Consider the following 21,472-nt stretch of genomic DNA (forward strand, 5'->3'; position numbering starts at 1 on the left):
ACGACGGGGACTGCTGCGCTGATCATCACGGCGGCGACGAAGAGCGATGCGACGAGCGAGAAAGCAACGCGCTGAGCGGCTTCGAAACGGATGGACATGGTATCTATTCCCTGATTTTCGGCGATCCGGACCATCCGGTCACCGATGCTCAGGGAATTGCATGGAGCGTGCCAGTTTTGTAAGTGACTGTATTCGCACGATATGTAATTTTCTTACGCGCCAACGGCGCGGCGATTGCCAAATTCCGCAGTATTTTTTGCCAATAGTTGGCATTCGGAATCCCTAGCCGGCCCGGCTAAGATTCCGGCCGGCATGTTTGGCAGCATAAAGCAGCGCATCAGCCCGGGCGAAGACCGCGCCGAACGGCTCGTCCGGGGCCGCCGCGGTCAGCCCTGCCGAAAACGTGACGGCCCCCAGCAGTTCATCCGATTCACGCAGGCGGTAGCGTTTCGCGGCAACGGTTTCGCGCGCTGTCTCCAGCGTCGCCATTGCCGTGTCGCGCGGTGTGTCGGCAAACAGGATCGCGAACTCCTCGCCGCCATAACGCGCGACGAAATGCCCTTCGCAACCCAGACGCAGGGCTTCACCAATCGCCTTCAACACGCGGTCACCGACCATATGGCCGAACTGGTCGTTGACGCGCTTGAAATGGTCGATGTCGCAGACCGCGACACACACCGGCGCGCCGGTCGCCATCTGCGCGGCGTAAGCTTCCTCGAAAGCGCGGCGGTTGGGCAAGTCTGTCAGCGGGTCGCGCCGCGCATTGTCGCGCGCTTCTTCCAATCGCGCACGCAGCTCGGTCGCTTCACGCGTTGCCGCCTCGAGCCGGGTTTCGGCCGAGCGCACCCGGTCGAGCATCCGGGTGGTGATGCGGACCACCTCATCGACCCCCAGTGTTTCCGGCCCCAAAGCATCATGACGATGCCGGATCGCATCCGCGCTGGCAGCGAGGTCGCGACCGAAACCCTCGGTCTCGGCGCGCATTGCCTGTACGATGTCGGTGAAATCCTCGACTTGCATCTGAGTCTGCGCGACCAGGCCATCGCTCCTGCCGCGAAGCACCTCCTCGGTCGGCGGCGGTGGCGCGAGCGCACCGATTTCGCCGCCGAGATTCTCGATGTCGCGCCGTGACAGACGGACGCCGCCATCGGTCAGATGCGCCACCGCCCGCGCCAGCGGGCCGTGCATGTCGGTCAGCACACGATAGGCAAAGGCGTAGTGAAGCGGGTCGGGGCTGAGATGGTTGTCACGCAGGAACTCGCCGATACGCCAGAACAGCTCAGCCGACGCGTCACCGGTGTTCGCCACCCGTTTTGCACTCGCGCCCGCCATTGCCGTTCTTCACCTCTTGTCGCTTCGCGTCGCGCTCCCGGAGCACGGCACGACTTCCCCTTCCGGTCAGGGTGATAGGGTCGAACTGCTAATAACCGATGACCGAGCGTAACGACTTGATGCCGCGCCACATCACCGCGTGAAGGCGATTCCGATCCGCGCATGGCTGTCGCTGCGATCGAAATTGCTGAGCGCTTCGCCATAGCCGCTAAAGGCCTGACCGAAGAGGTAGATGCCGGCCGGGCCGAAACGGGTCAGCGGATAGGAGATGAACAGCTCGCCGGCACCCTTGCCGGTATCGACGTTGCCGCGCAGCGTGCCCGCGATCTTCAGCCCATCGGTCTGCGCGATCGAGGCGGTCAGCGACGTATAGCCCCAGTACCGGTCGATATTGGTCCCGCGACCGAGGCGGCTGGTGTAGAACCAGGCCTGCGGCGTCAGTTCGAAACGCCAGTCGTCGCCCAGGTCGAACGTCCTGCTCGCGCGCACGAAGATGCGATTGACGTCGATCGACCTGGTTCCCGCTTCGCCGTTCGAATCGTGGCGATAGCCAAGGCCGAGGGTGGTCGATCGGCCGAGCGGCAGTTCGGCGAACAGCTCGGGGCTATAGGTGGTCGGGCGGATCGGCCCCGACGGCTCGTTGAGCGCCCAGAACATCGTCTGAGTATAGGCGCCCTTGATCCGGAAGCCGTCTTCGCGGCCGATCAGCCGGACCGCAGCGCTGAACTGCATCTTGATGCCGGCGTCGCCGGGCCCCCAGACGGCATAGGTCGGTTCATAGGGCCGAATGCGATCGATCAGCGCGGTCGAGGTGCCGCTTGAACTGCGCGCCAGCGTCTCAAGCTGCGGAGTCGATTCGGCGACCATGACAGGCGCCGGTGTGGCGACCGGGGCGGCCGCGACCGCTCCGGCGGCGGCGAGGCGATAATGCAGGCGGGCAAAGCCGCCGGGCTGCACCGTCAGTGGCTCGTCGGGCGCGGCGATCAGGCGCAGCCTGGTGCCATCCTTCGCCACCGTTTCGATCGAGTCGGGTCCGGTCGCCGGTACCGCGATCTTGCCCTCGTTGAGCAAGAAGACCTCGACACCGTCCTGCGCCGCCGCCGCCGATGCCGGCGGCTCGACAAGCGGGCGGAGCTGGGCGGTGGCCGGCGTGGCAACGATCACGGCCGAGGCCGCGGCGAGGAGGAGCGTGCGCATCGCGGCGTGATGCCAGTCGTTTGTTACGGATGCGAGTCGTGATTCGCGGCTGGCGGTTGGCGTGCAGGGAAGCTAGGCGGAGGCCATGCGCGTCTCCCCATCCGATATCGCCTTTGCCGACCGTCTTGCCGATGCGGCGGGCACGGCGATCCGTCCCTATTTCCGCGAGCCCCACGGCCTGGAGGCGAAGGAAGATGCCTCGCCGGTGACCTTGGCCGATCGCGCCGCCGAACGCGCGATGCGCGAGATGATCGAACAGGCCTATCCCGACGATGCGATCATCGGCGAGGAATATGGCGTGCGCGAAGGCACCAGCGGCCGTGCCTGGGTGCTCGACCCGATCGACGGGACGCGCGCCTTCATTTCCGGCCGGCCGATCTTCGGGACGCTGATCGCGTTGGTCGCCGACGGCTGGCCGGTGCTGGGGGTGCTTGACCAGCCGATCCTCAAGGAACGCTGGCTTGGGGTGGTCGGGCGGCCGACTCTGTTCAACGGCACGCCGGCAAAGACGCGGCGCTGCCCCGATCTGGCCAAGGCGTTGCTGGCGACCACCTCGCCTGCGCTGTTCGACGATGGCCAGCTTCACGCCTTCGAGCATCTGGAGGCAGGCGTGATGAGCACGGTGCTGGGCGGGGATTGCTATAATTATGGCGGCGTCGCGAGTGGCTGGCTCGATGTGGTGGTCGAGGCGGGGCTGAAGCTGCATGATTTCGCTGCGCTGGTGCCGATCGTCGAGGGCGCCGGCGGGCGGATGTGCGACTGGTCCGGCGACCCGCTGACTGCCGACAGCATCGGCGAGGTGATCGCTGCGGGCGATCCGGCGCGGGTCGAGGAAATCCTCGAGGCGCTTGGCTGCCGCGGGCACGGCTAATTTGAGCCCGAGGGGGATTCAGAAAATCCCCAGAAACTTCTTCTTCTGGCCCTTTTTCTCCGCGTCAGATCTCTTGCCGTCCTCGGCCTTGGCGGTGGTGCCCTTGCCGACATCGTCGCGCGGCTTGCCCTTGGTGGTGGTCTGCGCCTTGGCCGTCGCCCCTGACAGGACCGGGCCGCACGCGGCCGATTTCGCATCCCCGACATCGACAAACGCGAGCACGCCGACCAGCGGCGTCGCGACCAGGCTCAATCCGAGCCCCACCCCAGCGCGCTCGACCAGCTGCGGGCTGATCGGGTTGATCGCAGGAGCGGCGAAATAGCCGCCCACGCCAACCGGCGACTGAGCGGAGATCAGGCTGAACTTCTTGCCGTCGGCGCGAAAGGCGATGTCGAGCGCCTCGTTCCGGAAGCTGAATCCGCCGCGCCCGATCATCACATTCTTCTGCGTGTCGATCAGAATCGGATCGGCGGCGGCGATGCCGTTGCGCACGGTGAAGCCGATCAGCCCGCAATTGATCTGCACCGGCTCCTTCAATTTACCCAGGAACAATTTGTACACGAAGGTGCCGAGATCGAGCTCTGAAAGCTGGATGTTGCGCGTCCAGAAACTCCCTTTGGGCAGGATGATCGCGATCCGCCCGTTCGCGTTGCTGAGCGAGTCATGCACCGTGTCGCCGATGCCGGTCAGCTTGATCCGCGCCTTGACCGTGCCGGTCGTGCCCGATTCCTCGACACCCCAGCCCGCAAGCAGCACGCCGAGCGGGGTCGGCGACAAGCGAATGTCGTAATCGGTCACCACCGCCGGCCGCCGTGCATTGATCCTGATGTCCGACGCGACATGACCACGTGCCATGTCGAAGGTCAGTGGCGACAAGGTGAGCAGGCTATTGTCGAGCCCGAGGGTCAGCGCGATGTTGGAGACCGGCAGGCTGCGCGCGCGCAAGGTGCGGACCGTATAGCGGACATCGGCATCGAAATTGCGCAGCGCATCGACCCGGAGCTTTGCGTCGGGCAGCAAGCGCGGCGTTCCGCCGACCCGGGTGATCGCCCCCGCCGCACCCTTGGCAGCGACAAGATCGGGGTTGTAGCCGATGAACGGCGCGACATCGATGATATCGAGCGTGCGCGTTGCGAGCGTCGCGGTGAGCAGCAGGCGTGGTTCCTTCAGCGCCACGGTCAGCGTGCCGGCGATATCGCTGTCGCCGAAAAAGCCGTTCAGCCTGGTGAAGCGCCATTCATTGCCCGCCTTGGTCAGCGCCGCGTTGAGCTTGTAGGTCCGCGTTTCGGGGATCGCGACACCGATCACCGCGAGCAGATCGGCCAGATTGCTGCCGCGCGCGGTGACGCGCAGTTTCGATCCTTCCAGCGCGGTCGCACCGGGCAGCGTCCCCAGAACGTCGAGCTTGGTCCGTGCGGCGTCGAAATGCAGCATCAGCTGATTCTCGCCGCCGGCGATGGTCGCGTTGGGCGACAGCAAGGCGCCCACCACCGTGAAAGGCGTGGTGCGCGCCGTGCCGGTGCCGTTCAGCCGGATCGCGCTGGCGAAGCGGCTCTCGGTCGCCTTTGCGGTCTCGATGAGGATGTCGGCCGCCAGTTGCTGGCGCGGGTCGCGATAGCGGACCTGTGTGCCGGTCACCGTCGCGGCACGGATCAGCGGCAGCTCGAGCGGCTTGCCCTTGCCCGTACCGAAGGTCCAGCTGTTGTGCTGGCGCGTTTTGTCCCACTCCATGTCGACGCGCGCGCCATCGAGTTCGAGCCGGTTGATTCGCCGCGTGCCGGAAAAGAGAAACGGCACCACCGCGCCGCGCAGATCGATCCGCTTCGCCTCGAAGAAATTGCGCGGACCGGCCCAGTCGGGATTGGAGACGCTCAGTTCCTCGGCAACGAATTTCAGGTTGATCGGGTTGAAATAGAATTGAAAATCGCCCGCGACCCTGACTGTCCGGTGCGTCGACTGGCTCGCGATGCGTTCGAAGCTGTGCTTGAGAAAGCGGCCTTTGGTGATGAACAGGATTGCCCAGGCCAATATGATCGCGATGAGCAGGCCGAGCAGGATGCGCCCGATCCAGCCGAGCGGCGTATGCTTGCGGTATCGCCGCCGGTACCATGGCATGACGGGATCCTTCGCCGCGGGCGTTGCAGCGATTTCCGGCGCGGGCGCCGTAACGGGCTCCGCCTCACTGGCGGACGGGCTCGTGACGGGTTTGTCGGGGTCGGCCATCCCCAATGCAATCATTGGCGGACATGAATCGTTCCCGATGGTTGCATTTGCGGCGACTCCCGGTTATGCGCCCGCCTTTCGCGAGTAAGAGGAACTGCCCGGCCGGTATGGGCTGCCGTGGCTGTTCATAAATCGTCGCGTTCATAAGGAGACGAAAATGCCCAAACTCAAGACGAAGAGCGGCGTCAAAAAGCGCTTCAAGCTCACTGCTACTGGTTTGTTGAAGCACGGCGTTGCCGGCAAGCGTCACCGCCTGCTGCATCACAACGGCAAATATATCCGCCAGAATCGCGGCACCAAGGTGCTGTCCAAGGCCGATACGGCAACGGTTAAGGCCTGGGCGCCTTACGGTCTCGGTTGAGCGGAAGGAATTAGACAATGGCACGCGTCAAACGGGGTGTAACCACCCACGCCAAGCACAAGCGGGTACTTGAACAGGCGAAGGGCTTTTACGGCCGTCGCAAGAACACGATCCGCATCGCCCGCCAGGCCGTCGAAAAGGCCGGACAATACGCCTATCGCGACCGCAAGGTTAAGAAGCGTTCGTTCCGCGCGCTGTGGATTCAGCGCATCAACGCGGCCGTCCGCGTCGAAGGCCTGACCTATGGCACGTTCATGCACGGCCTGAAGCTCGCTGGCGTCGATCTCGACCGCAAGGTCCTGGCCGACATCGCGATGCACGAAGGTGCGGCGTTTAGCGCCATCATCGCGCAGGCGAAGGCGGCTCTGCCCCAGGCCGCCTGAGGCGACCTGTAGCGACCGGATATGGGGCGCGGGAGGCTATGCTTCCCGCGCCCTTTTCGTTGGGATTCGAGGTTCATGATCACACTTCACGCCATGACCGACAGTGATTTCGCCTGGCTGCTCGGCGAATCGTCGGCGCGTGCCGATGGGCTGACCCAGTGCGGCGGCGGTATCGGGCCGGTCGAGGTGACCGCGATGATGCGCGATGTGACCAAAGGCGTCGCTGCGACCACTGACCGCGCCGTGGCGTGGATGATCGCCGATGGCGACACGGTGGTCGGCATGACCAGCTTCACCAAACAGGGCGGCGATGGCCGGTACGAGATCGGCTACGGCGTCGCGCCGGCGCATGAAGGGCGCGGTGTGATGACGCGCGCGATCGCGGCATTGTTGCCGATCCTGCGCGCCGATGGCCATTCCGGCTTGACCGCCGAGACCAGCGTGGACAATCCGGGCTCGCAACGCGTGCTCGACAAGAACGGCTTCGTTCGAACCGGTACGCGCGACGATCCCGAAGACGGCGCGCTCATCACCTGGGCGATTGACCTGACCAGCAATGGAAGACCCGCATGACTGACCTCGACCAGTTGCAACACGACCTGCTGGCGGCGATCCAGGCCGCCGGCGGGCTGGACGGGCTCGAATCGGTGCGGGTCAACGCGCTCGGCAAGCAGGGCGCCGTGACGGCGTTGCTCAAGACCCTGGGCGGTATGTCGCCCGACGAGCGGCTGGTGCAGGGACCGCGGATTCAGGGGCTGCGCGAGGCGGTGACCACTGCGCTGGCGGAGCGCAAGGCTTTGCTCGAACGCGCCGAGCTCGACGCGCGGCTGGCGCGCGAGACGGTCGACATGACCTTGCCGGCCGATGCGCTGCCGGCGGGCACGATCCATCCGGTCAGCCAGGTGATGGACGAGCTGGCGGAAATCTTCGCTGATCTCGGCTTCGCGGTCGCGACCGGCCCGGAGATCGAGGACGACTGGTATAATTTCAGCGCGCTCAACATTCCCGAGACGCATCCGGCGCGGGCGATGCACGATACCTTCTACTTCCCCGAGGGCGGTGAGGGTGAGAAGAAGATGTTGCTGCGCACGCATACCTCGCCGGTACAGATCCGCGCGATGCAGGCAGCGGGCGGCGACAAGCCGATCCGCATCATTGCGCCTGGCCGCACCTATCGCTCCGACAGCGACGCCACGCACACGCCGATGTTCCATCAGGTCGAAGGGCTGGTGATCGACAAGGGCATCACGCTCGGCCATCTCAAATGGACGCTGGAAACCTTCCTTCGGGCGTTCTTCGAGCGCGACGATGTCGTGCTTCGCCTGCGCCCGAGCTATTTTCCCTTCACCGAACCTTCGGCGGAGGTCGATGTCGGTTACAGCCTGGTCAATGGCAAACGCGTGATCGGCGGTTCGGACGGCTGGATGGAAGTGCTGGGCAGCGGCATGGTCCACCGCAAGGTGATCGCGGCCGGCGGCTATGATCCCGATCAGTGGCAGGGCTTCGCGTTCGGCTGCGGCATCGATCGGCTGGCGATGCTCAAATACGGCATGGACGATCTGCGCGCCTTTTTCGACGGCGATGCACGCTGGTTGAAACATTATGGGTTCTCGGCGCTGGACGTGCCCACGCTGAGCGGGGGAGTCGGCGCATGAAGTTCACCCTGAGCTGGTTGCACGAGCATCTCGACACCAATGCCTCGCTTGACGCGATCGTCGAGGCGCTGACCCGCGTCGGCCTTGAAGTCGAAGGCGTGGAGAATCCCGGCGAGAAGCTCGCCGCGTTCAAGGTCGCGAAAGTGCTGAGCGCGGAGCGTCATCCGCAGGCCGACAAGCTCCAGGTCCTGTCGGTCGATGCCGGTGACGGCCCGATGCAGGTGGTGTGCGGCGCCCCCAATGCCCGTGCCGGGCTGGTCGGCGTGTTCGGTGCGCCCGGCGCCTATGTGCCGGGCAGCGACATCACGCTGAAGGTCGCGGAGATTCGCGGCGTGGTGTCGAACGGCATGATGTGCTCGACCCGCGAGCTTGAACTTGGCGACGATCATGACGGGATCATCGAGCTGCCCGCCGATGCGCCGGTTGGCACGCCCTATCCCGATTATGCCGGGCTCAACGACCCGGTGATCGATGTCAGCGTCACGCCCAACAAGCAGGATTGCATGGGCGTGCGCGGCATTGCGCGCGATCTCGCGGCGGCGGGCCTGGGCACACTCAAGCCGTTGAAGGTCGATGCAGTGACCGGCGCGGGCGAAGGGCCGCAGGCCGGCACCGACGATCCCGACGGCTGCCCCGCCTTTTTCGGTCAGTCGGTGTCAGGCGTCACCAATGGCGCGGCGCCGGCCTGGATGCAGGCGCGTCTGAAGGCGATCGGGCAGAAGCCGATCTCGGCTTTGGTCGACATCACCAATTATGTGATGATCGATCTCGGTCGGCCGCTGCACGTCTATGACCGCGCCACGCTGACCGGCAAGCTGGTCGCGCGCAAGGCGCGTGATGGTGAGCAGGTGCTGGCGCTCAACGGCAAGACCTATACGCTCGACGCGACCATGACGGTGATCGCCGATGACGCGCAGGTGCACGACATTGGCGGCATCATGGGCGGTGAGCATAGCGGCGCGTCGGACACGACGACCGAGGTGCTGATCGAATGCGCCTATTTCGACCCCGACCATATCGCGCGCACCGGGCAGAAACTCGGCTTGACCAGCGATGCGCGGCAGCGTTTCGAGCGCGGCGTCGATCCGGCGTTCCTCGATGACGGTATCGCCATCGCCGCGCGGCTCATCACCGAGATTTGCGGCGGGACCGCCAGCCAGGTGACGCGCGCCGGGACGCCGCCGGTTGAGGCGCGGAGCATCGCCTATGATCCGGCGCGCGCGGAAACGCTCGGTGGCCTTGCGGTCGCGCCTGAGCGGCAAAAGGCGATCCTCGAAAGCCTTGGCTTCACCGTCTCGCCCGACTGGCAGGTCGGCGTGCCGAGCTGGCGCCGTGATGTCGAGGGCTATCCCGACCTGGTCGAGGAAGTGATCCGCATCGAGGGTATCGACACTGTCCCCTCGACCCCGCTGGCGCGCCTGCCCGGCGTGGCCAAGCCGACCGCCACGCCCGAGCAGAAGCTCGAGCGCCGCGTCCGCCGCGCCGCCGCCGCGCGTGGCCTTGATGAGGCGGTGACGTGGAGCTTCCTGTCCGAGGCCGAAGCCGCGCCATTCGGTGGCGGCACATGGAGCTTGGCCAATCCGATCAGCGAAGACCTGAAGGTGATGCGGCCGACCCTGCTTGCCGGGCTGTTGTCGGCAGCGGCGCGCAACCTCAAGCGTGGGCAGCAGAGCGTGCGCCTGTTCGAGGTCGGGCGGCGCTATCTTGCCGATGCCGAGCGACCGACTTTGGGCGTGATCCTCGCCGGCAATGCCCGTCCGCGCGGCTGGCGCGGCGGCCCAATTACGAAAGGGGCGGCCGGTTTCGACGCGTTCGATGCCAAGGCCGAGGCGCTGGCGCTGCTGACGACTGCGGGCGCGCCGGTCGACAATCTCCAGGTCTTCGGGGAAGCCGGCGATGCCTGGCATCCCGGGCAGTCCGGCACGCTCCGGCTCGGGCCGAAAACGGTGCTGGCTGCGTTCGGCATGGTTCATCCGATCGTGCTCAAGGCCTTCGACCTCGACGGTGCGGTGGCGGGTGTCGAGCTGTATCTCGACGCGATCCCGCCGAAGCGCGCGACTGGCTTCATGCGCCCGGCCTATGCGCCACCCGCGCTGCAGGCAGTGACGCGTGACTTCGCTTTCTTCGTCCCCGCCGACCTTGCCGCCGACGCACTGGTCCGCGCGGTGAAGGGTGCCGACAAGGCGGCGATCACGACGGCGCGGCTGTTCGATGTCTTCACCGGCGCTGGCGTCGAGGACGGCAAGAAGAGCCTGGCGGTCGAAATCACGCTGCAGCCGAACGCGAAGAGCTTCACCGATGAGGAGCTGAAGGCGGTCGCCGACAAGGTGGTCGCGGCAGCGGCGAAGCTTGGTGCGAGCTTGCGTGGCTGAATCCGGCGATCTCGACCATGAGCGCATGAAGCGCTTCATGGACTTTTTCGCCACCGAAGTGATGGCCATCCCCCGGGATAGCGACATCCATCCGTTGCGTGTGTTGCAGGCGATTGAAGAGCGAAGCCCGTCAAATGCCCGTAAGGGCTTGCGTATGGCGGTGAACGATATGGTCGAGATGAGTGAGGACTTCTCTCTCGACGAGGTCACTCGACTGGATGCTCGCCTGTCCGCGCAAGATGCACTGACTTTGTCCCAGGCTCGGCTGCAATTCTCCAGACGGCTAAAGGCAATACTCAAGCGCGGGTGGATTCGGGGCGAGATGGAGTATCATCTGGTGCGAAATGCGGCGGAATGCACTGATCAGGATATGGCATCGAAAATGTGGCCGCTGCTTGCGACGTTCGAGCTGGAGGTGAAATCCAATGCCTGATCTGCCGCTGATCCAGATCGCCGGCGACGGCCTCTCCGCCGCGATCGAGCCCTATGGCGCGGAGCTGACCTGGCTGCGTGATGCCGCGGGGCGCGATCTGATGACTGATGCGGATCCGGCCTTCTGGACCGGGCGGGCGCCGATCCTGTTTCCGATCGTCGGGCGAGTGAACAACGATGTCATCCGGGTCGATGGCGCTGAGTATCCGATGCCCAAGCACGGCTTTGCACGGCGCACCGAATTTGCCGTGGTGCGGCAGGAAGCGTCGCGCGCGACCTTCCGGCTGGTCGACAGCAGCGACACGCAGGATAATTATCCGTTCCATTTCCTGCTCGAGATCGATTTCGCGATCGTCGAACGCACGCTGACCATGACCGCGCGGATCGGCAATACCGGCGATGTCGCGATGCCGGCCAGTTTCGGCTGGCACCCGGCCTTTGCCTGGCCGCTGCCCTATGGCGTTGACCGTGCCGATCATCGTATCCGGTTCGAACAGGATGAGCCGGGGCCATTGAAGCAGATCACCGAGGGCGGTTTCCTAGCCGCGGAGGAGCGCCCGTCGCCGGTCGAAGGCGACACGCTTGTCCTGTGCGATGCGCTGTTCGAGCATGATGCGCTGGTGTGGAGCCCGATTCGCTCGCAGCGGCTGAGCTATGGCGGATCAACCGGGCCGCGGCTCGATATCGCGTTTCCCGATACGCCGATGCTCGGCATCTGGACCAAGCCCGGCGCGCATTATGTCTGTGTCGAGCCGTGGCACGGCATCGCCGACCCTGAAAGCTATGACGGCGAATTCCGCGCCAAGCCCGGCATATTCGAGCTGGCGCCGCGCGAAGAACGCCAGATCGTGATGCGCGTGACGCTGGTGCCCTGAACCAGCCGCTCGGCATATCTCTCGACTTCACGCCGGTGGAGCGGGTAGGGCGTCGCGATGACGACCCCTTCCGACCATATCTCCGACCGGCGCACCTTCGCGATCATCTCGCATCCCGACGCCGGCAAGACCACGCTGACCGAGAAACTGCTTTATTTCGGCGGCGCGATCCATCTTGCCGGCGAGGTCAAGGCGCGCGGCCAGAATCGGCGCGCGCGTTCCGACTGGATGAAGATTGAACAGCAGCGCGGCATTTCGGTCACCTCGTCGGTGATGACCTTCGAGAAGGACGGGCTGACCTTCAACCTGCTCGATACGCCGGGGCATGAGGATTTCAGCGAGGATACCTATCGCACGCTGACCGCGGTCGATTCCGCGGTGATGGTGATCGATGCGGCGCGCGGCATCGAGGCGCAGACGCGCAAACTGTTCGAAGTGTGCCGGCTGCGGTCGGTGCCGATCATCACCTTCGTCAACAAGGTCGATCGCGAGGGCCGTCCGCCGTTCGAACTGCTCGACGAGATCGCCGATATGCTCGCGCTCGACGTCACGCCGATGAGCTGGCCGGTGGGCATGGGTAGCGATTTCGAGGGCGTGTATGATCTCCATGCCAATACGCTGAGCCAGCCTGAAGGGCCGTCGCGCGAGTTCATGGGCAAGGCGTCATCCTTCACCGGCATGGACGATCCGGCGCTGGAGAAGGTCATTTCCGCTGCCGGCCTCGCAACACTGCGCGACGAGGCTGAGCTGGCAATGGGCGGTTACGGCGCGTTCGATGTCGAGGCGTACCGCGCCGGCGACCTGACCCCGGTCTATTTCGGCTCTGCGCTGAAGGATTTCGGCGTCGCCGAGCTGATCGCCGCGCTTGGCACGCATGCGCCGGGGCCGCGCCCGCAGCCGGCCGAGCCGCAGCCGGTTCTGCCGAGCCGCGCCGACGTCACTGGCTTCATCTTCAAGGTCCAGGCCAATATGGACCCCAATCACCGCGACCGCATCGCGTTCATGCGGCTGTGCTCGGGCACGTTCAAGCGTGGCATGAAGTTGACCCCGACCGGGCATGGCAAGCCGATCGCGGTGCATTCGCCGATCCTGTTCTTCGCGCAGAATCGCGAGCTGGCGGACGAGGCGTTTCCGGGCGACATCATCGGCATTCCCAACCATGGCACGCTCAGGGTCGGCGACACGATGAGCGAGCGGGCGGATGTGCGCTTCACCGGCCTGCCCAATTTCGCACCGGAAATCCTGCGCCGCGTCGCGCTGAAGGACCCAACCAAGACCAAGCAGCTGCGCAAGGCACTCGATGATATGGCCGAGGAGGGCGTGACGCAGGTCTTCTATCCCGAGATCGGCTCCAACTGGATCATCGGCGTGGTCGGCCAGCTCCAGTTCGAAGTGCTGCTCAGCCGGCTCGAGGCCGAATATAAGGTCGATGCCGGGCTGGAAATGGCGCCGTTCGACACGGCGCGCTGGGTCTCGGCGGAAAACCCGGCCGACCTCAAGGCATTCATGGACGTCAACCGCAACGCAATGGCCAAGGACCGTGACGGCAACCCGGTCTATCTCGCCAAGACGGCCTGGGACGTCGGTTATGTTTCCGACCGCTATCCCAAGGTGAAATTCGCCGCGACACGCGAACGGTAAGAAGGCTTGTTCGCGCAGAGGCGCGAAGGACGCAGAGAGGCGTGTTGGCCGAGCGGCGGAAACCATATCTCCGCGCTCTCTGCGTCTCTGCGCGAACAACCTTCCATCCGGCCACGGGCTCGGCGTGACGAGGCTGTTCTTCGCGCTGGTGGCGCTGCAGCAATGCTGCTTTTTCAACACTAAGAAAGAGCGCACCGGGCCTTAATCCGGCAGGGGATGTCATGCCCGGTCCAGTGTGATGGTTGAATCGTCGCCGGTAAGAGGATTGCGGAGACAGGGCTGAGGGGGTGGGGCTGAAGGGACGGGCGGCGGGAGATATGGGACACCGGTTGTGTCATATGTTTGTTCCGCCGCCGCCTCAGTGAGATTGAAATAATAGCGATATATATCAAGTATTTACGTTAAGTAGGCTTTAAGTGGCCCAACCAAGATCTGTCCCGCTTCAGGCCGCCGGCTCGTCCACCCAGTCCTTGCGCAGCGGCTTGACCGCCACAAAGGCGAGGACCGTTGCGATCAGATAGAAGCACGCGACGATGACCGCCGAATAGCGCAGCGCCTCTGCGCCGAAGCGCGCGGTCAGGCCGTCGGACAGTGCGCCGATCGCGACCGAGCCGACACCGAGGCCGATCAGATTGTTGATCAGCAGGAAGCTGGCCGACGCGGTCGCGCGCATATGCGGCGGCACGAGATGCTGGACCGCAGTCGTGATCGGCCCGAGCCACAGGATATTGAGCGCATTGGGGATGAGGAAGAAGCACCAGGCGATCACTGGCGAGGGCGAGAGGAAGCCGGCGACGAACAAAGGAGCGGTGATCAGCCAGGCGATCGCCGGCAGCTTGGCATAGGCGCCACGATCGGCGCGGCCGAGCCGGTCGGCGAGCAGCCCGCCGAGGTACACGCCCGATGCGCCGCCGATCAGCAGCAGCGAGGCGAAATAGAGCGCAGTGGTCTGCAGGTCGAAATGATAGCTGCGGATCAGCAGCGACGGCACCCAGAAGGCGAGGCCATAGCCGGCCAGGCTGCTCATCGCGGCGGCGAACGCCATCAGCCAGAAGCTCGGCTTGCGCGCGAGGATCGCAAAGACCGCGCTGACCGGCGCGCGGCCCGCGACCGGTGCGGCACGCTTCGGCTCCTTCACCACCCAGCGGAAGATCGGGGCGATGACCACGCCGGCAATGCCGACCGTGATAAAGGCGGCACGCCAGTCGACATAGGCGGCGATGAAGGCGCCGATCAACGTCCCGCCGGCAAGGCCGATCGGGATACCCATCGAATAGATGCCGAGAGCACGTGCGCGGCGTTCGGGCGGGAAATAATCGGCGATCAGCGCATAGGACGGTGCGACGCCGCCGGCCTCGCCGACGCCGACGCCGACGCGAAAGGCGAACAGCTGCCAGAAACTGGTCGCCACGCCGCACAGGGCGGTGAACAGGCTCCACACCGTCAGGCTGACGGTGATCACCCAGCTGCGGCTGGTGCGGTCGGCAATCAGCGCGAGCGGGATCGCCAGGGTCGAATAGAGAATGGCGAAGGCCGGACCGCCGAGCAGGCCCATTTGCGTATCGGTCAGCTTGAGCTCGGCCTTGATCGGCTGCACCAGGATGCCGAGGATCTGCCGGTCGAGAAAATTGAAGGTATAGACGAGCAGCAGCATCGCCAGCACGATGGCGGGATAGCGGCTATAGGCAGGTGCGGGGGCTGTCGGCATCATCTGTCCCTGAAACGAGAGGACCGGACGCTCGGGTTTTTCGGGCGTCCGGTCCAGTGTTCTTTTGTGGCTGTCGTCCGATCGGTCAGAAGCGGAAGCCGGCCGTCACGCTCCAGGTGCGCGGATCGCCATAATAGGCGGTCTGGATATTGCCGATCGAGGAGAATTCCTGGCCGTCGGTCTTGTAGAGCGACTGGGTCAGATTCTTCACACCGCCACGGACATAATATTTGCCGCCCGGTGCGTCATACTGGACGAAGCCGTTGAGCAGCCAGTAGCCCCGCTCGGTCAGGCCGGGGCGATTGTCGACCGACAGGAAATGCTTGTCGACGAAACGCCCGTCGGCGCCGAAGGTCAGTGTGCCGGCGCCGCCCAGCGGCACGACATAATCGGTTGAGGCCGAGAAAGTCAGCGGCGGGGCAAAGGCCGGCTGGCAGACGATCTTGCTGCCGGTCGGATTGCACGAGAAGGCGGCGGCCGGCGCGCGGCGCGCATCGTTGAATTCGAGATATTTGGCGTTGAGATAGCCAAAGGTCGACCGCAGCGTCCAATGCGTGGTCGGCCGGACCGTGGCTTCCGCCTCGATCCCCCAGATGCGCAGCTTGCCGGCGTTGAGCACCGGCAGCGCCCCGCCCAGGCCGGTATTGTTGCCGGCGCCGACCCGTGCCTGGAAGTCCTTATAATCGGTGTAGAAGGCATTGGCGGCAAGGCTGACGCGCCCGCCGAGAAAATTGCCCTTGGCGCCGGCCTCGTAGCTCCACACCGACTCCGGCTTGAAATAGGGGCGGATCGTGGCGACGCCGTTTACGACCTCGGTGACGTCGTTAAGGCTGTTGACGCGGCCGTTGAAGCCGCCCGATTTGAAGCCGCGCGATGCCGATGCGTAAAGCAGGGTATCGCGCGTCGGCTTGAACGACAATGTCGCTGACGGCGTCCAGGCGTCGAACGTCACTTCGTTGCGGGCATTGAACGGCGCGGGGAGATTGTCCGGGAAGCGGAAGACAAGGCCGTTCAGCGCACCCAGGTTCGATACGGTGGTGGTGAAGCGGTTATACTGCTTCTCCTCGCGCGTGTAGCGCAGGCCGCCGGTGAGCGAGAGCCGGTCGGTCAGCTCATAGGTGAGCTGGCCGAAAGCGGCATAGCTTTTCAGCCGCTGGTCGTCGTCGATGAAGCGCGTGAAGGTATAATGCGTTGCCGGTGTCAGTTCGAACAGATCGTCGGCATAGGCTTCCTGATGCGAGGTCACCTTTTCGTACAGATAATAGAGCCCGAACACGCCGTTGAGCCGGTCGGACGAATATTTGAGCTGCAGTTCCTGGCTGAGCTGATGCTGGCGCACGCCGACGAACACGTCGCCAAGCTCGAACTGGGTGGCGTCGATGTCGATGAAGGCGTCGGTCTTGAGCTTGCGATAGGCCGAGATCGAGGTCAGCGAGAAGGGTCCACCAAGGTCGATATTGGCGGTCAGCGACACGCCCCAGTGATCGAGGTCCTGGCCCTGGCCGGGTGCGAGCGAGGTGCGCGCCTTGTAGTCATAGGGCCCAAGCGGATTGGCCGGGCTGAGCACGCGCGTGCCGGCGGTGAAGCTGGTCGCGATCAGCGGCGCGGTGGCATAGCCAAGCGTTGGTGCGGTCTTCATCCGGGTGTAATCGGCGTTGATCAGGAATTCGACACCGTCGGTCGGCGCGATGCGCAGGATGCCGCGCCCGGCGAGCGTGTCGCGGTCATTATATTTGCGCCCGGTGGTCGGATCGGTGACCAGCCCGTCGCGCTTGTCATAGACAGCGGCAAGGCTGAGCGCGACCTTGTCGCCGACCAGAGGCGCGGAGGCATAGCCGTTCACCAGCCATTGATTATAGCTGCCATAGGTGACGCTGCCGGCTGCCTTGACCTCCGACAGGTTGGGCTTGCGGCTGACCACATTGACGGCGCCGCCGATCGTGTTCTTGCCGTAGAGCGTACCTTGCGGCCCGCGCAACACCTCGACCCGCTCGACATCGAACAGATTGAACAACGCGCCCTGGATGCGGCTGATATAGACGCCGTCGACATAGATGCCGACCGCCGGGTCGAAGGTCTGCAGCGCATCGGGCTGGCCGATGCCGCGGATGAAGATGTTCGCATTGGTCGATGTGCCGCGGCCCTGCACCAGATTGACGTTGGGCACTGATCCCTGGATCCCGGACAGGTCGGTCGCCTGCATCTTGCCGAGCTGCTCGGCGGAAATCGCGCTCACCGCGATCGGCACATCGACCAGCCGCTCTTCGCGCTTGCGCGCAATGACGACGATATCGCCTGCCTCTTCTTCCGACATTTGTGGCTCGGCACGCTGTGGATCGGCCGCCTGGCTGGCCTGCGCAAATGCGGGCATGGCGGCAAAAGCGGCGAGCGCCACACCGGCGTTGAGCAGGATATGTGCAGATCTATGGCGTGACATGTCGTCTTCCCCTCCTGATGCGCTTCGCAAAGATGCGGCCGGTATCATCCGGGTTGTGCGCCGTTCGCCGACGCTATACTGAAACATGAACCAGGTTTCAACTTAGACGTGAAGGGGCGTTGAAGATGGCGAGCGAGCGTGTCGAAATGGCAACGCAGGATGAGGTCGGGCAGGACGGACCCGGACAGGGTGGAGCCGAGCAGGGCGCGCATGACCGTGATGCCAGCGCGGCGAGCGCGGGCAAAGCGCCGCGTACCGAACGCGGGCGCCGGACGATGCGCGCGATCCTCGATGCCGCCGCATTGGAATTCGGCGAGCGCGGTTTTCATGAGGCGTCGATCAGCGGCATCACGCGCCGCGCCGGCGTCGCGCTGGGCAGTTTCTATACCTATTTCGATTCGAAGGATGCGGTGTTCCGCGCGCTGGTCCGCGACATGTCCGATCAGGTCCGCGACCATGTCGCGCCGCTGATTCGCGCCGCCCCCGACCAGCTTGCCGCCGAACGTGCCGGCCTGCTGCATTTCATCGAGTTCGTGCGCGGCCACAAGGAATTGTACCGCATCATCGACGAGGCGGAATTCGTCGATCCGGAAAGCTTTCGCCTTCACTACGCCACCACCGCCGAGCGAATCGCCAGGCGGCTTCAGGCGGCGGCGGCGCGCGGCGAGGTGCGCGGCGACGTGTCCGAGGTCCATGCCTGGGCGATCATGGGGATGAACGTGTTCCTGGGCCTGCGCTACGGCGTCTGGAAAGAAGATGTCTCGCCCGAGGCGGTGGCGGAGACGATCGGCGACATGCTCGCGACCGGAATCGCGCCACGGTAAACGGATTCGGGGTCGAGCAGTTCAGGGTTGGTTTAGGGCCGATCGTCCCGCAAGGCCTTGACCAGTATATCGCGCACCGCCTTCACAGCGCGCGTATCCGCGCCGCCGCCACTGCTGGCAGGACCGCCGCTCGCTCGCTTGCCCTCCGCCGACAGCAGCTTCTGCACGCCGCGGATGGTATAGCCTTGCTGATCGAGCAGGCCGCTGATGCGCAGCACCAGCGCCACGTCCTCGGGCCGATAATAGCGTCGCCGTCCCGCCCGTTGCAGTGGGCGCAATTGGGGGAAACGCGTTTCCCAATAGCGCAATATATGCTGCGGGATGCCCGCCTCGCGGGACAGCTCGCCGATCGTCCGGAACGCGCCCGCCGCCTTGTCGGAGACGACCGCCATGAGTCGATCAGCTGCCGCTGACGATACGGTCACGCATCATCTGGCTGGCGCGGAAGGTGAGGACGCGGCGCGGTGCGATCGGCACCTCGACCCCGGTCTTGGGATTCCGCCCGACGCGCTCGCCCTTGTCGCGCAGCACGAAGGTGCCGAAGCCCGAGATCTTCACATTCTCACCCTTGGACAAGGCTTCGCACATATGTCCGAGAATCTGTTCGACCAGCTTGGCCGAGTCGGCGCGCGACAACCCCACTTGATGATGCAGCGATTCGGCCAGATCAGCCCTTGTCAATGTACCCGCAGGCGCCATGCGACTTCCCTCCCCATAGCGTGGCAGAAACCCTGCCTAACACAATGAGGGAACACACCGAAAGGGGTTTGTGACGCTAGCGTTTCAATGGACATAAGTGTCCGTTAAAGCCGGACGACCGCTGCCCCCCAGGTGAAGCCGCCGCCCATCGCCTCAAGCACGATCAGCTGGCCCGGCTTGATCCGCCCGTCGCGCACCGCTGTGTCGAGCGCGAGCGGCACTGATGCCGCCGATGTATTGGCGTGCTGATCGACCGTCACCACGACCTTTTCCGACGCCAGGCCGAGCTTGCGCGCAGTCGCGTCGAGGATCCGGGCATTGGCTTGGTGCGGCACGACCCAGTCGACATCGTCGGCGGACAGGCCGGCGGCGGCAAGCGATTCGCCCATGACCGTGGCGAGATTGACCACCGCGTGACGGAACACTTCACGGCCCTTCATGCGGACCTTGCCGACCGTGCCGGTGGTCGAGGGGCCGCCATCGACATAGAGCAGTTCGTTGTGCCGGCCATCGGCATGGAGCTTGGTGGCGAGGATGCCGCGTTCGCCCCCGACTCGTCCGGTGCTCTCTTCCGCCTCGAGCACGATCGCCCCGGCACCGTCCCCAAACAGGACACAGGTCGTGCGGTCCTCCCAGTCGAGGATGCGGCTGAACGTCTCGGCGCCGATCACCAGCGCGCATTTGTGCACGCCGGCGCGAATCATGCTGTCGACCACCTGCACGGCGTAGAGAAAGCCGGAACAGACCGCGGCGACATCGAACGCAACGCAATCGTCGATGCCGAGCATCGCCTGCACCTTGGTCGCGCTGGCCGGGAAGGTCTGGTCGGGCGTGGCGGTCGCCAGCACGATCAGGTCGATATCCTGTGCCGACCGGCCGGCGGCGGAGAGCGCGGCACGGCAGGCATCCGCCGCCAGCGTCGCAGTGGTTTCGTCGGGGCCGGCGATGTGGCGGAAGCGGATACCGGTGCGCTCGACGATCCATTCGTCGGTCGTGTCGACGGTCTCGGCCAGTTCGGCATTCGACACGCGCCGCACCGGCAGGGCCGATCCGGTACCGGTAATGATGCTGCGAATCATGCCGCTTTAGCCTCGAAATTGCCGAGGTCCTCGGCGATGCGGCGGGTCAGATCGTCGCGCACCATCTTGGCCGCCGCGGCGATCGCGGTCGCCACGCCCACTTCATTGGCGCCGCCATGGCTCTTCACCACCAGCCCGTTGAGCCCGAGAAACACCGCGCCATTGTGATTGTTGGGATCGAGATGGTGGCGCAGCAACTCGGTCGCCGGCCGCGAGATCAGGAAGCCGATCTTCGAGCGGATCGAGCTGCGGAACGCGCGCTTGAGCAGGTCGGCGACGAAGCGCGCCGTACCCTCAGCCGTCTTGAGCGCAATATTACCCGAAAAACCGTCGCACACGATCACATCGACATCGCCGTGCGACAATTGGTCGCCCTCGACGAAACCGGCAAAGGTCATCGGCAGGTGAGTCGCGGCCTTCAGGTCGCGCGCGGCATCGCGGATCTCTTCAGTGCCCTTCTGGTCCTCGCTGCCGATGTTGAGCAGCGCGACGCGTGGGGACGCGAGGTCGAGCGTGGTGCGCGCATAGGCGGCGCCCATCACCGCGAACTGCACCAGGTTGCGTGCATCGCACTCGGTATTGGCGCCCAGGTCGAGCACGACCACGTCATTGTCGCCGAGCGTCGGCAGCAGGGCGGCAAGCGCAGGGCGGTCGATGCCGGGAATCATGCGCAGCGATACCTTCGCCATCGCCATCAGCGCACCGGTATTGCCCGACGAGACGCAGGCGGCGGCGCGGCCCTGCTTCACCATGTCGATGGCGATGCCCATCGAGGTCGTCTTGGCGCGACGCAGCGCCTGGCCGGGCTTGTCGCTCGACCCGACGACTTCCGGGGCATGGACGATCTCGGAATGCGCAGTCAGATTGGGATGACTGAGCAATCCGTCACGGATCGCCGTCTCGTCACCCACCAGAATGAACTGCATGTCCGGGAAACGCCGGCGCGCTACGGCGACCCCGGCCAGCATCACTGCCAGTCCCTTGTCACCGCCCATCGCATCGACGGCGATCCGGGAGCTGTTCGACACGTCGCTTGCTCCCTCTCGTGAAGCCTGGGTCAGCCTTCGACCGAAACGATCTCGCGGCCATTATAATGGCCACACGACCCGCACAGATTGTGCGGACGCTTCAGTTCGCCGCAATTCGGGCATTCCTGATATGATTCGATCGGCAGCGAATCATGGCTGCGGCGCATGCCGCGCTTCGACGGCGTGGTTTTTCTCTTGGGGACGGCCATTTCGGCGAAACCTTTGTCTGGATCAAAACTGCGATAAGCCCGTAACAGGCACCGCGCAACCGACGGATAAGGTCGACCGCAGGTGGCACCGGCGGCCGGACACGTCGCGAAGCGTTGCGCCTATAGCGATTCCACGCGGCGTTGCA

At 64.9% G+C, this 21,472-nt stretch carries 21 protein-coding genes; 11 read left to right on the forward strand and 10 right to left on the reverse strand.

From position 1 onward, the window contains the following. Nucleotides 1–182, forward strand: a 182-nt coding sequence (locus ACRECS_RS10910) for a hypothetical protein (protein WP_431582995.1), incomplete at its 5' end; no start/stop codon positions are given. Between the two features lie 100 nt (nt 183–282). Here ACRECS_RS10910 and ACRECS_RS10915 read toward each other — a convergent pair. Beyond that, the gene (locus tag ACRECS_RS10915) at nt 283–1,332 is read right to left on the reverse strand and encodes a GGDEF domain-containing protein (RefSeq protein ID WP_431582996.1); all 1,050 of its coding nucleotides are present in this window, start codon (nt 1,330–1,332) and stop codon (nt 283–285) included. 132 nt (nt 1,333–1,464) lie between these two features. After that, nucleotides 1,465–2,529 (reverse strand): phospholipase A, encoded by a 1,065-nt coding sequence (locus tag ACRECS_RS10920; RefSeq protein WP_431582997.1) that lies wholly within the window; start codon nt 2,527–2,529, stop codon nt 1,465–1,467. A gap of 85 nt (nt 2,530–2,614) precedes the next feature. On the opposite strand from ACRECS_RS10920, the gene hisN reads away from it, so the two are divergent. After that, nucleotides 2,615–3,400, forward strand: a complete 786-nt coding sequence (hisN, locus tag ACRECS_RS10925) for a histidinol-phosphatase (RefSeq protein ID WP_431582998.1) — start codon at nt 2,615–2,617, stop codon at nt 3,398–3,400. A gap of 18 nt (nt 3,401–3,418) precedes the next feature. Here the strand turns inward: hisN and ACRECS_RS10930 are convergent, their stop codons facing one another. Beyond that, nucleotides 3,419–5,515 (reverse strand): AsmA family protein, encoded by a 2,097-nt coding sequence (locus ACRECS_RS10930; protein WP_431583111.1) that lies wholly within the window; start codon nt 5,513–5,515, stop codon nt 3,419–3,421. A gap of 265 nt (nt 5,516–5,780) precedes the next feature. Here ACRECS_RS10930 and rpmI point away from each other — a divergent pair, with 265 nt between their 5' ends. The 8 genes from rpmI to ACRECS_RS10970 all read left to right on the forward strand — a co-directional run bounded on the left by rpmI (nt 5,781) and on the right by ACRECS_RS10970 (nt 13,342). Then, a complete protein-coding gene (gene rpmI, locus ACRECS_RS10935; protein ID WP_034157820.1) occupies nt 5,781–5,984 on the forward strand; it encodes a 50S ribosomal protein L35 in 204 nt (67 codons plus the stop codon). Nucleotides 5,985–6,001: 17 nt separating this feature from the next. Continuing rightward, nucleotides 6,002–6,367 (forward strand): 50S ribosomal protein L20, encoded by a 366-nt coding sequence (gene rplT, locus ACRECS_RS10940; RefSeq protein WP_034157821.1) that lies wholly within the window; start codon nt 6,002–6,004, stop codon nt 6,365–6,367. Nucleotides 6,368–6,442: 75 nt separating this feature from the next. Next, nucleotides 6,443–6,940 carry a GNAT family N-acetyltransferase gene (locus ACRECS_RS10945; RefSeq protein ID WP_431582999.1) on the forward strand — a complete coding sequence of 166 codons (498 nt, stop codon included), beginning with the start codon at nt 6,443–6,445 and terminating at the stop codon, nt 6,938–6,940. Then, complete coding sequence (gene pheS, locus ACRECS_RS10950; protein ID WP_431583000.1) at nt 6,937–8,022, forward strand: phenylalanine--tRNA ligase subunit alpha; 1,086 nt, start codon at nt 6,937–6,939, stop codon at nt 8,020–8,022. The genes ACRECS_RS10945 and pheS overlap by 4 nt, the downstream gene beginning before the upstream one ends. After that, a complete protein-coding gene (pheT, locus tag ACRECS_RS10955; protein WP_431583001.1) occupies nt 8,019–10,394 on the forward strand; it encodes a phenylalanine--tRNA ligase subunit beta in 2,376 nt (791 codons plus the stop codon). Before pheS ends, pheT begins: the two co-directional genes overlap by 4 nt. Next, nucleotides 10,387–10,827 carry a hypothetical protein gene (locus tag ACRECS_RS10960; protein WP_431583002.1) on the forward strand — a complete coding sequence of 147 codons (441 nt, stop codon included), beginning with the start codon at nt 10,387–10,389 and terminating at the stop codon, nt 10,825–10,827. Before pheT ends, ACRECS_RS10960 begins: the two co-directional genes overlap by 8 nt. Beyond that, nucleotides 10,820–11,701, forward strand: a complete 882-nt coding sequence (locus tag ACRECS_RS10965; RefSeq protein WP_431583003.1) for an aldose 1-epimerase family protein — start codon at nt 10,820–10,822, stop codon at nt 11,699–11,701. The genes ACRECS_RS10960 and ACRECS_RS10965 overlap by 8 nt, the downstream gene beginning before the upstream one ends. A gap of 57 nt (nt 11,702–11,758) precedes the next feature. Then, entirely contained in the window at nt 11,759–13,342 is a 1,584-nt protein-coding gene (locus tag ACRECS_RS10970; protein ID WP_431583004.1) for a peptide chain release factor 3, read from the forward strand. A 442-nt stretch (nt 13,343–13,784) separates the two neighbouring features. On the opposite strand, the gene ACRECS_RS10975 is transcribed toward ACRECS_RS10970, so the two are convergent. Together ACRECS_RS10975 and ACRECS_RS10980 are read right to left on the reverse strand one after the other, a co-directional pair. Next, nucleotides 13,785–15,053 carry a spinster family MFS transporter gene (locus ACRECS_RS10975; RefSeq protein ID WP_431583005.1) on the reverse strand — a complete coding sequence of 423 codons (1,269 nt, stop codon included), beginning with the start codon at nt 15,051–15,053 and terminating at the stop codon, nt 13,785–13,787. Nucleotides 15,054–15,135: 82 nt separating this feature from the next. Beyond that, complete coding sequence (locus ACRECS_RS10980; protein ID WP_431583006.1) at nt 15,136–17,487, reverse strand: TonB-dependent receptor; 2,352 nt, start codon at nt 17,485–17,487, stop codon at nt 15,136–15,138. Nucleotides 17,488–17,612: 125 nt separating this feature from the next. Here ACRECS_RS10980 and ACRECS_RS10985 point away from each other — a divergent pair, with 125 nt between their 5' ends. Then, nucleotides 17,613–18,311 (forward strand): TetR/AcrR family transcriptional regulator, encoded by a 699-nt coding sequence (locus ACRECS_RS10985; RefSeq protein ID WP_431583007.1) that lies wholly within the window; start codon nt 17,613–17,615, stop codon nt 18,309–18,311. 32 nt (nt 18,312–18,343) lie between these two features. On the opposite strand, the gene ACRECS_RS10990 is transcribed toward ACRECS_RS10985, so the two are convergent. From ACRECS_RS10990 to rpmF, 5 genes are all read right to left on the reverse strand, one after another. Beyond that, nucleotides 18,344–18,703 (reverse strand): MerR family transcriptional regulator, encoded by a 360-nt coding sequence (locus tag ACRECS_RS10990; RefSeq protein WP_431583008.1) that lies wholly within the window; start codon nt 18,701–18,703, stop codon nt 18,344–18,346. 7 nt (nt 18,704–18,710) lie between these two features. After that, entirely contained in the window at nt 18,711–19,010 is a 300-nt protein-coding gene (locus ACRECS_RS10995) for an integration host factor subunit alpha (protein WP_187761511.1), read from the reverse strand. Between the two features lie 104 nt (nt 19,011–19,114). After that, on the reverse strand, nt 19,115–20,089 hold the full coding sequence (locus ACRECS_RS11000) for a beta-ketoacyl-ACP synthase III (RefSeq protein ID WP_431583009.1): 975 nt from the start codon (nt 20,087–20,089) through the stop codon (nt 19,115–19,117). Then, nucleotides 20,086–21,117 (reverse strand): phosphate acyltransferase PlsX, encoded by a 1,032-nt coding sequence (gene plsX / locus ACRECS_RS11005; protein ID WP_431583010.1) that lies wholly within the window; start codon nt 21,115–21,117, stop codon nt 20,086–20,088. The genes ACRECS_RS11000 and plsX overlap by 4 nt, the downstream gene beginning before the upstream one ends. Nucleotides 21,118–21,146: 29 nt before the next feature. Continuing rightward, nucleotides 21,147–21,326, reverse strand: coding sequence for a 50S ribosomal protein L32 (gene rpmF / locus ACRECS_RS11010; RefSeq protein WP_034157833.1), 180 nt, complete (start codon nt 21,324–21,326; stop codon nt 21,147–21,149). Nucleotides 21,327–21,472: the final 146 nt, after the last annotated feature.

Origin of the sequence: Sphingomonas sp. (genome assembly GCF_050725575.1) — a bacterium.
GTDB lineage: Bacteria > Pseudomonadota > Alphaproteobacteria > Sphingomonadales > Sphingomonadaceae > Sphingomonas.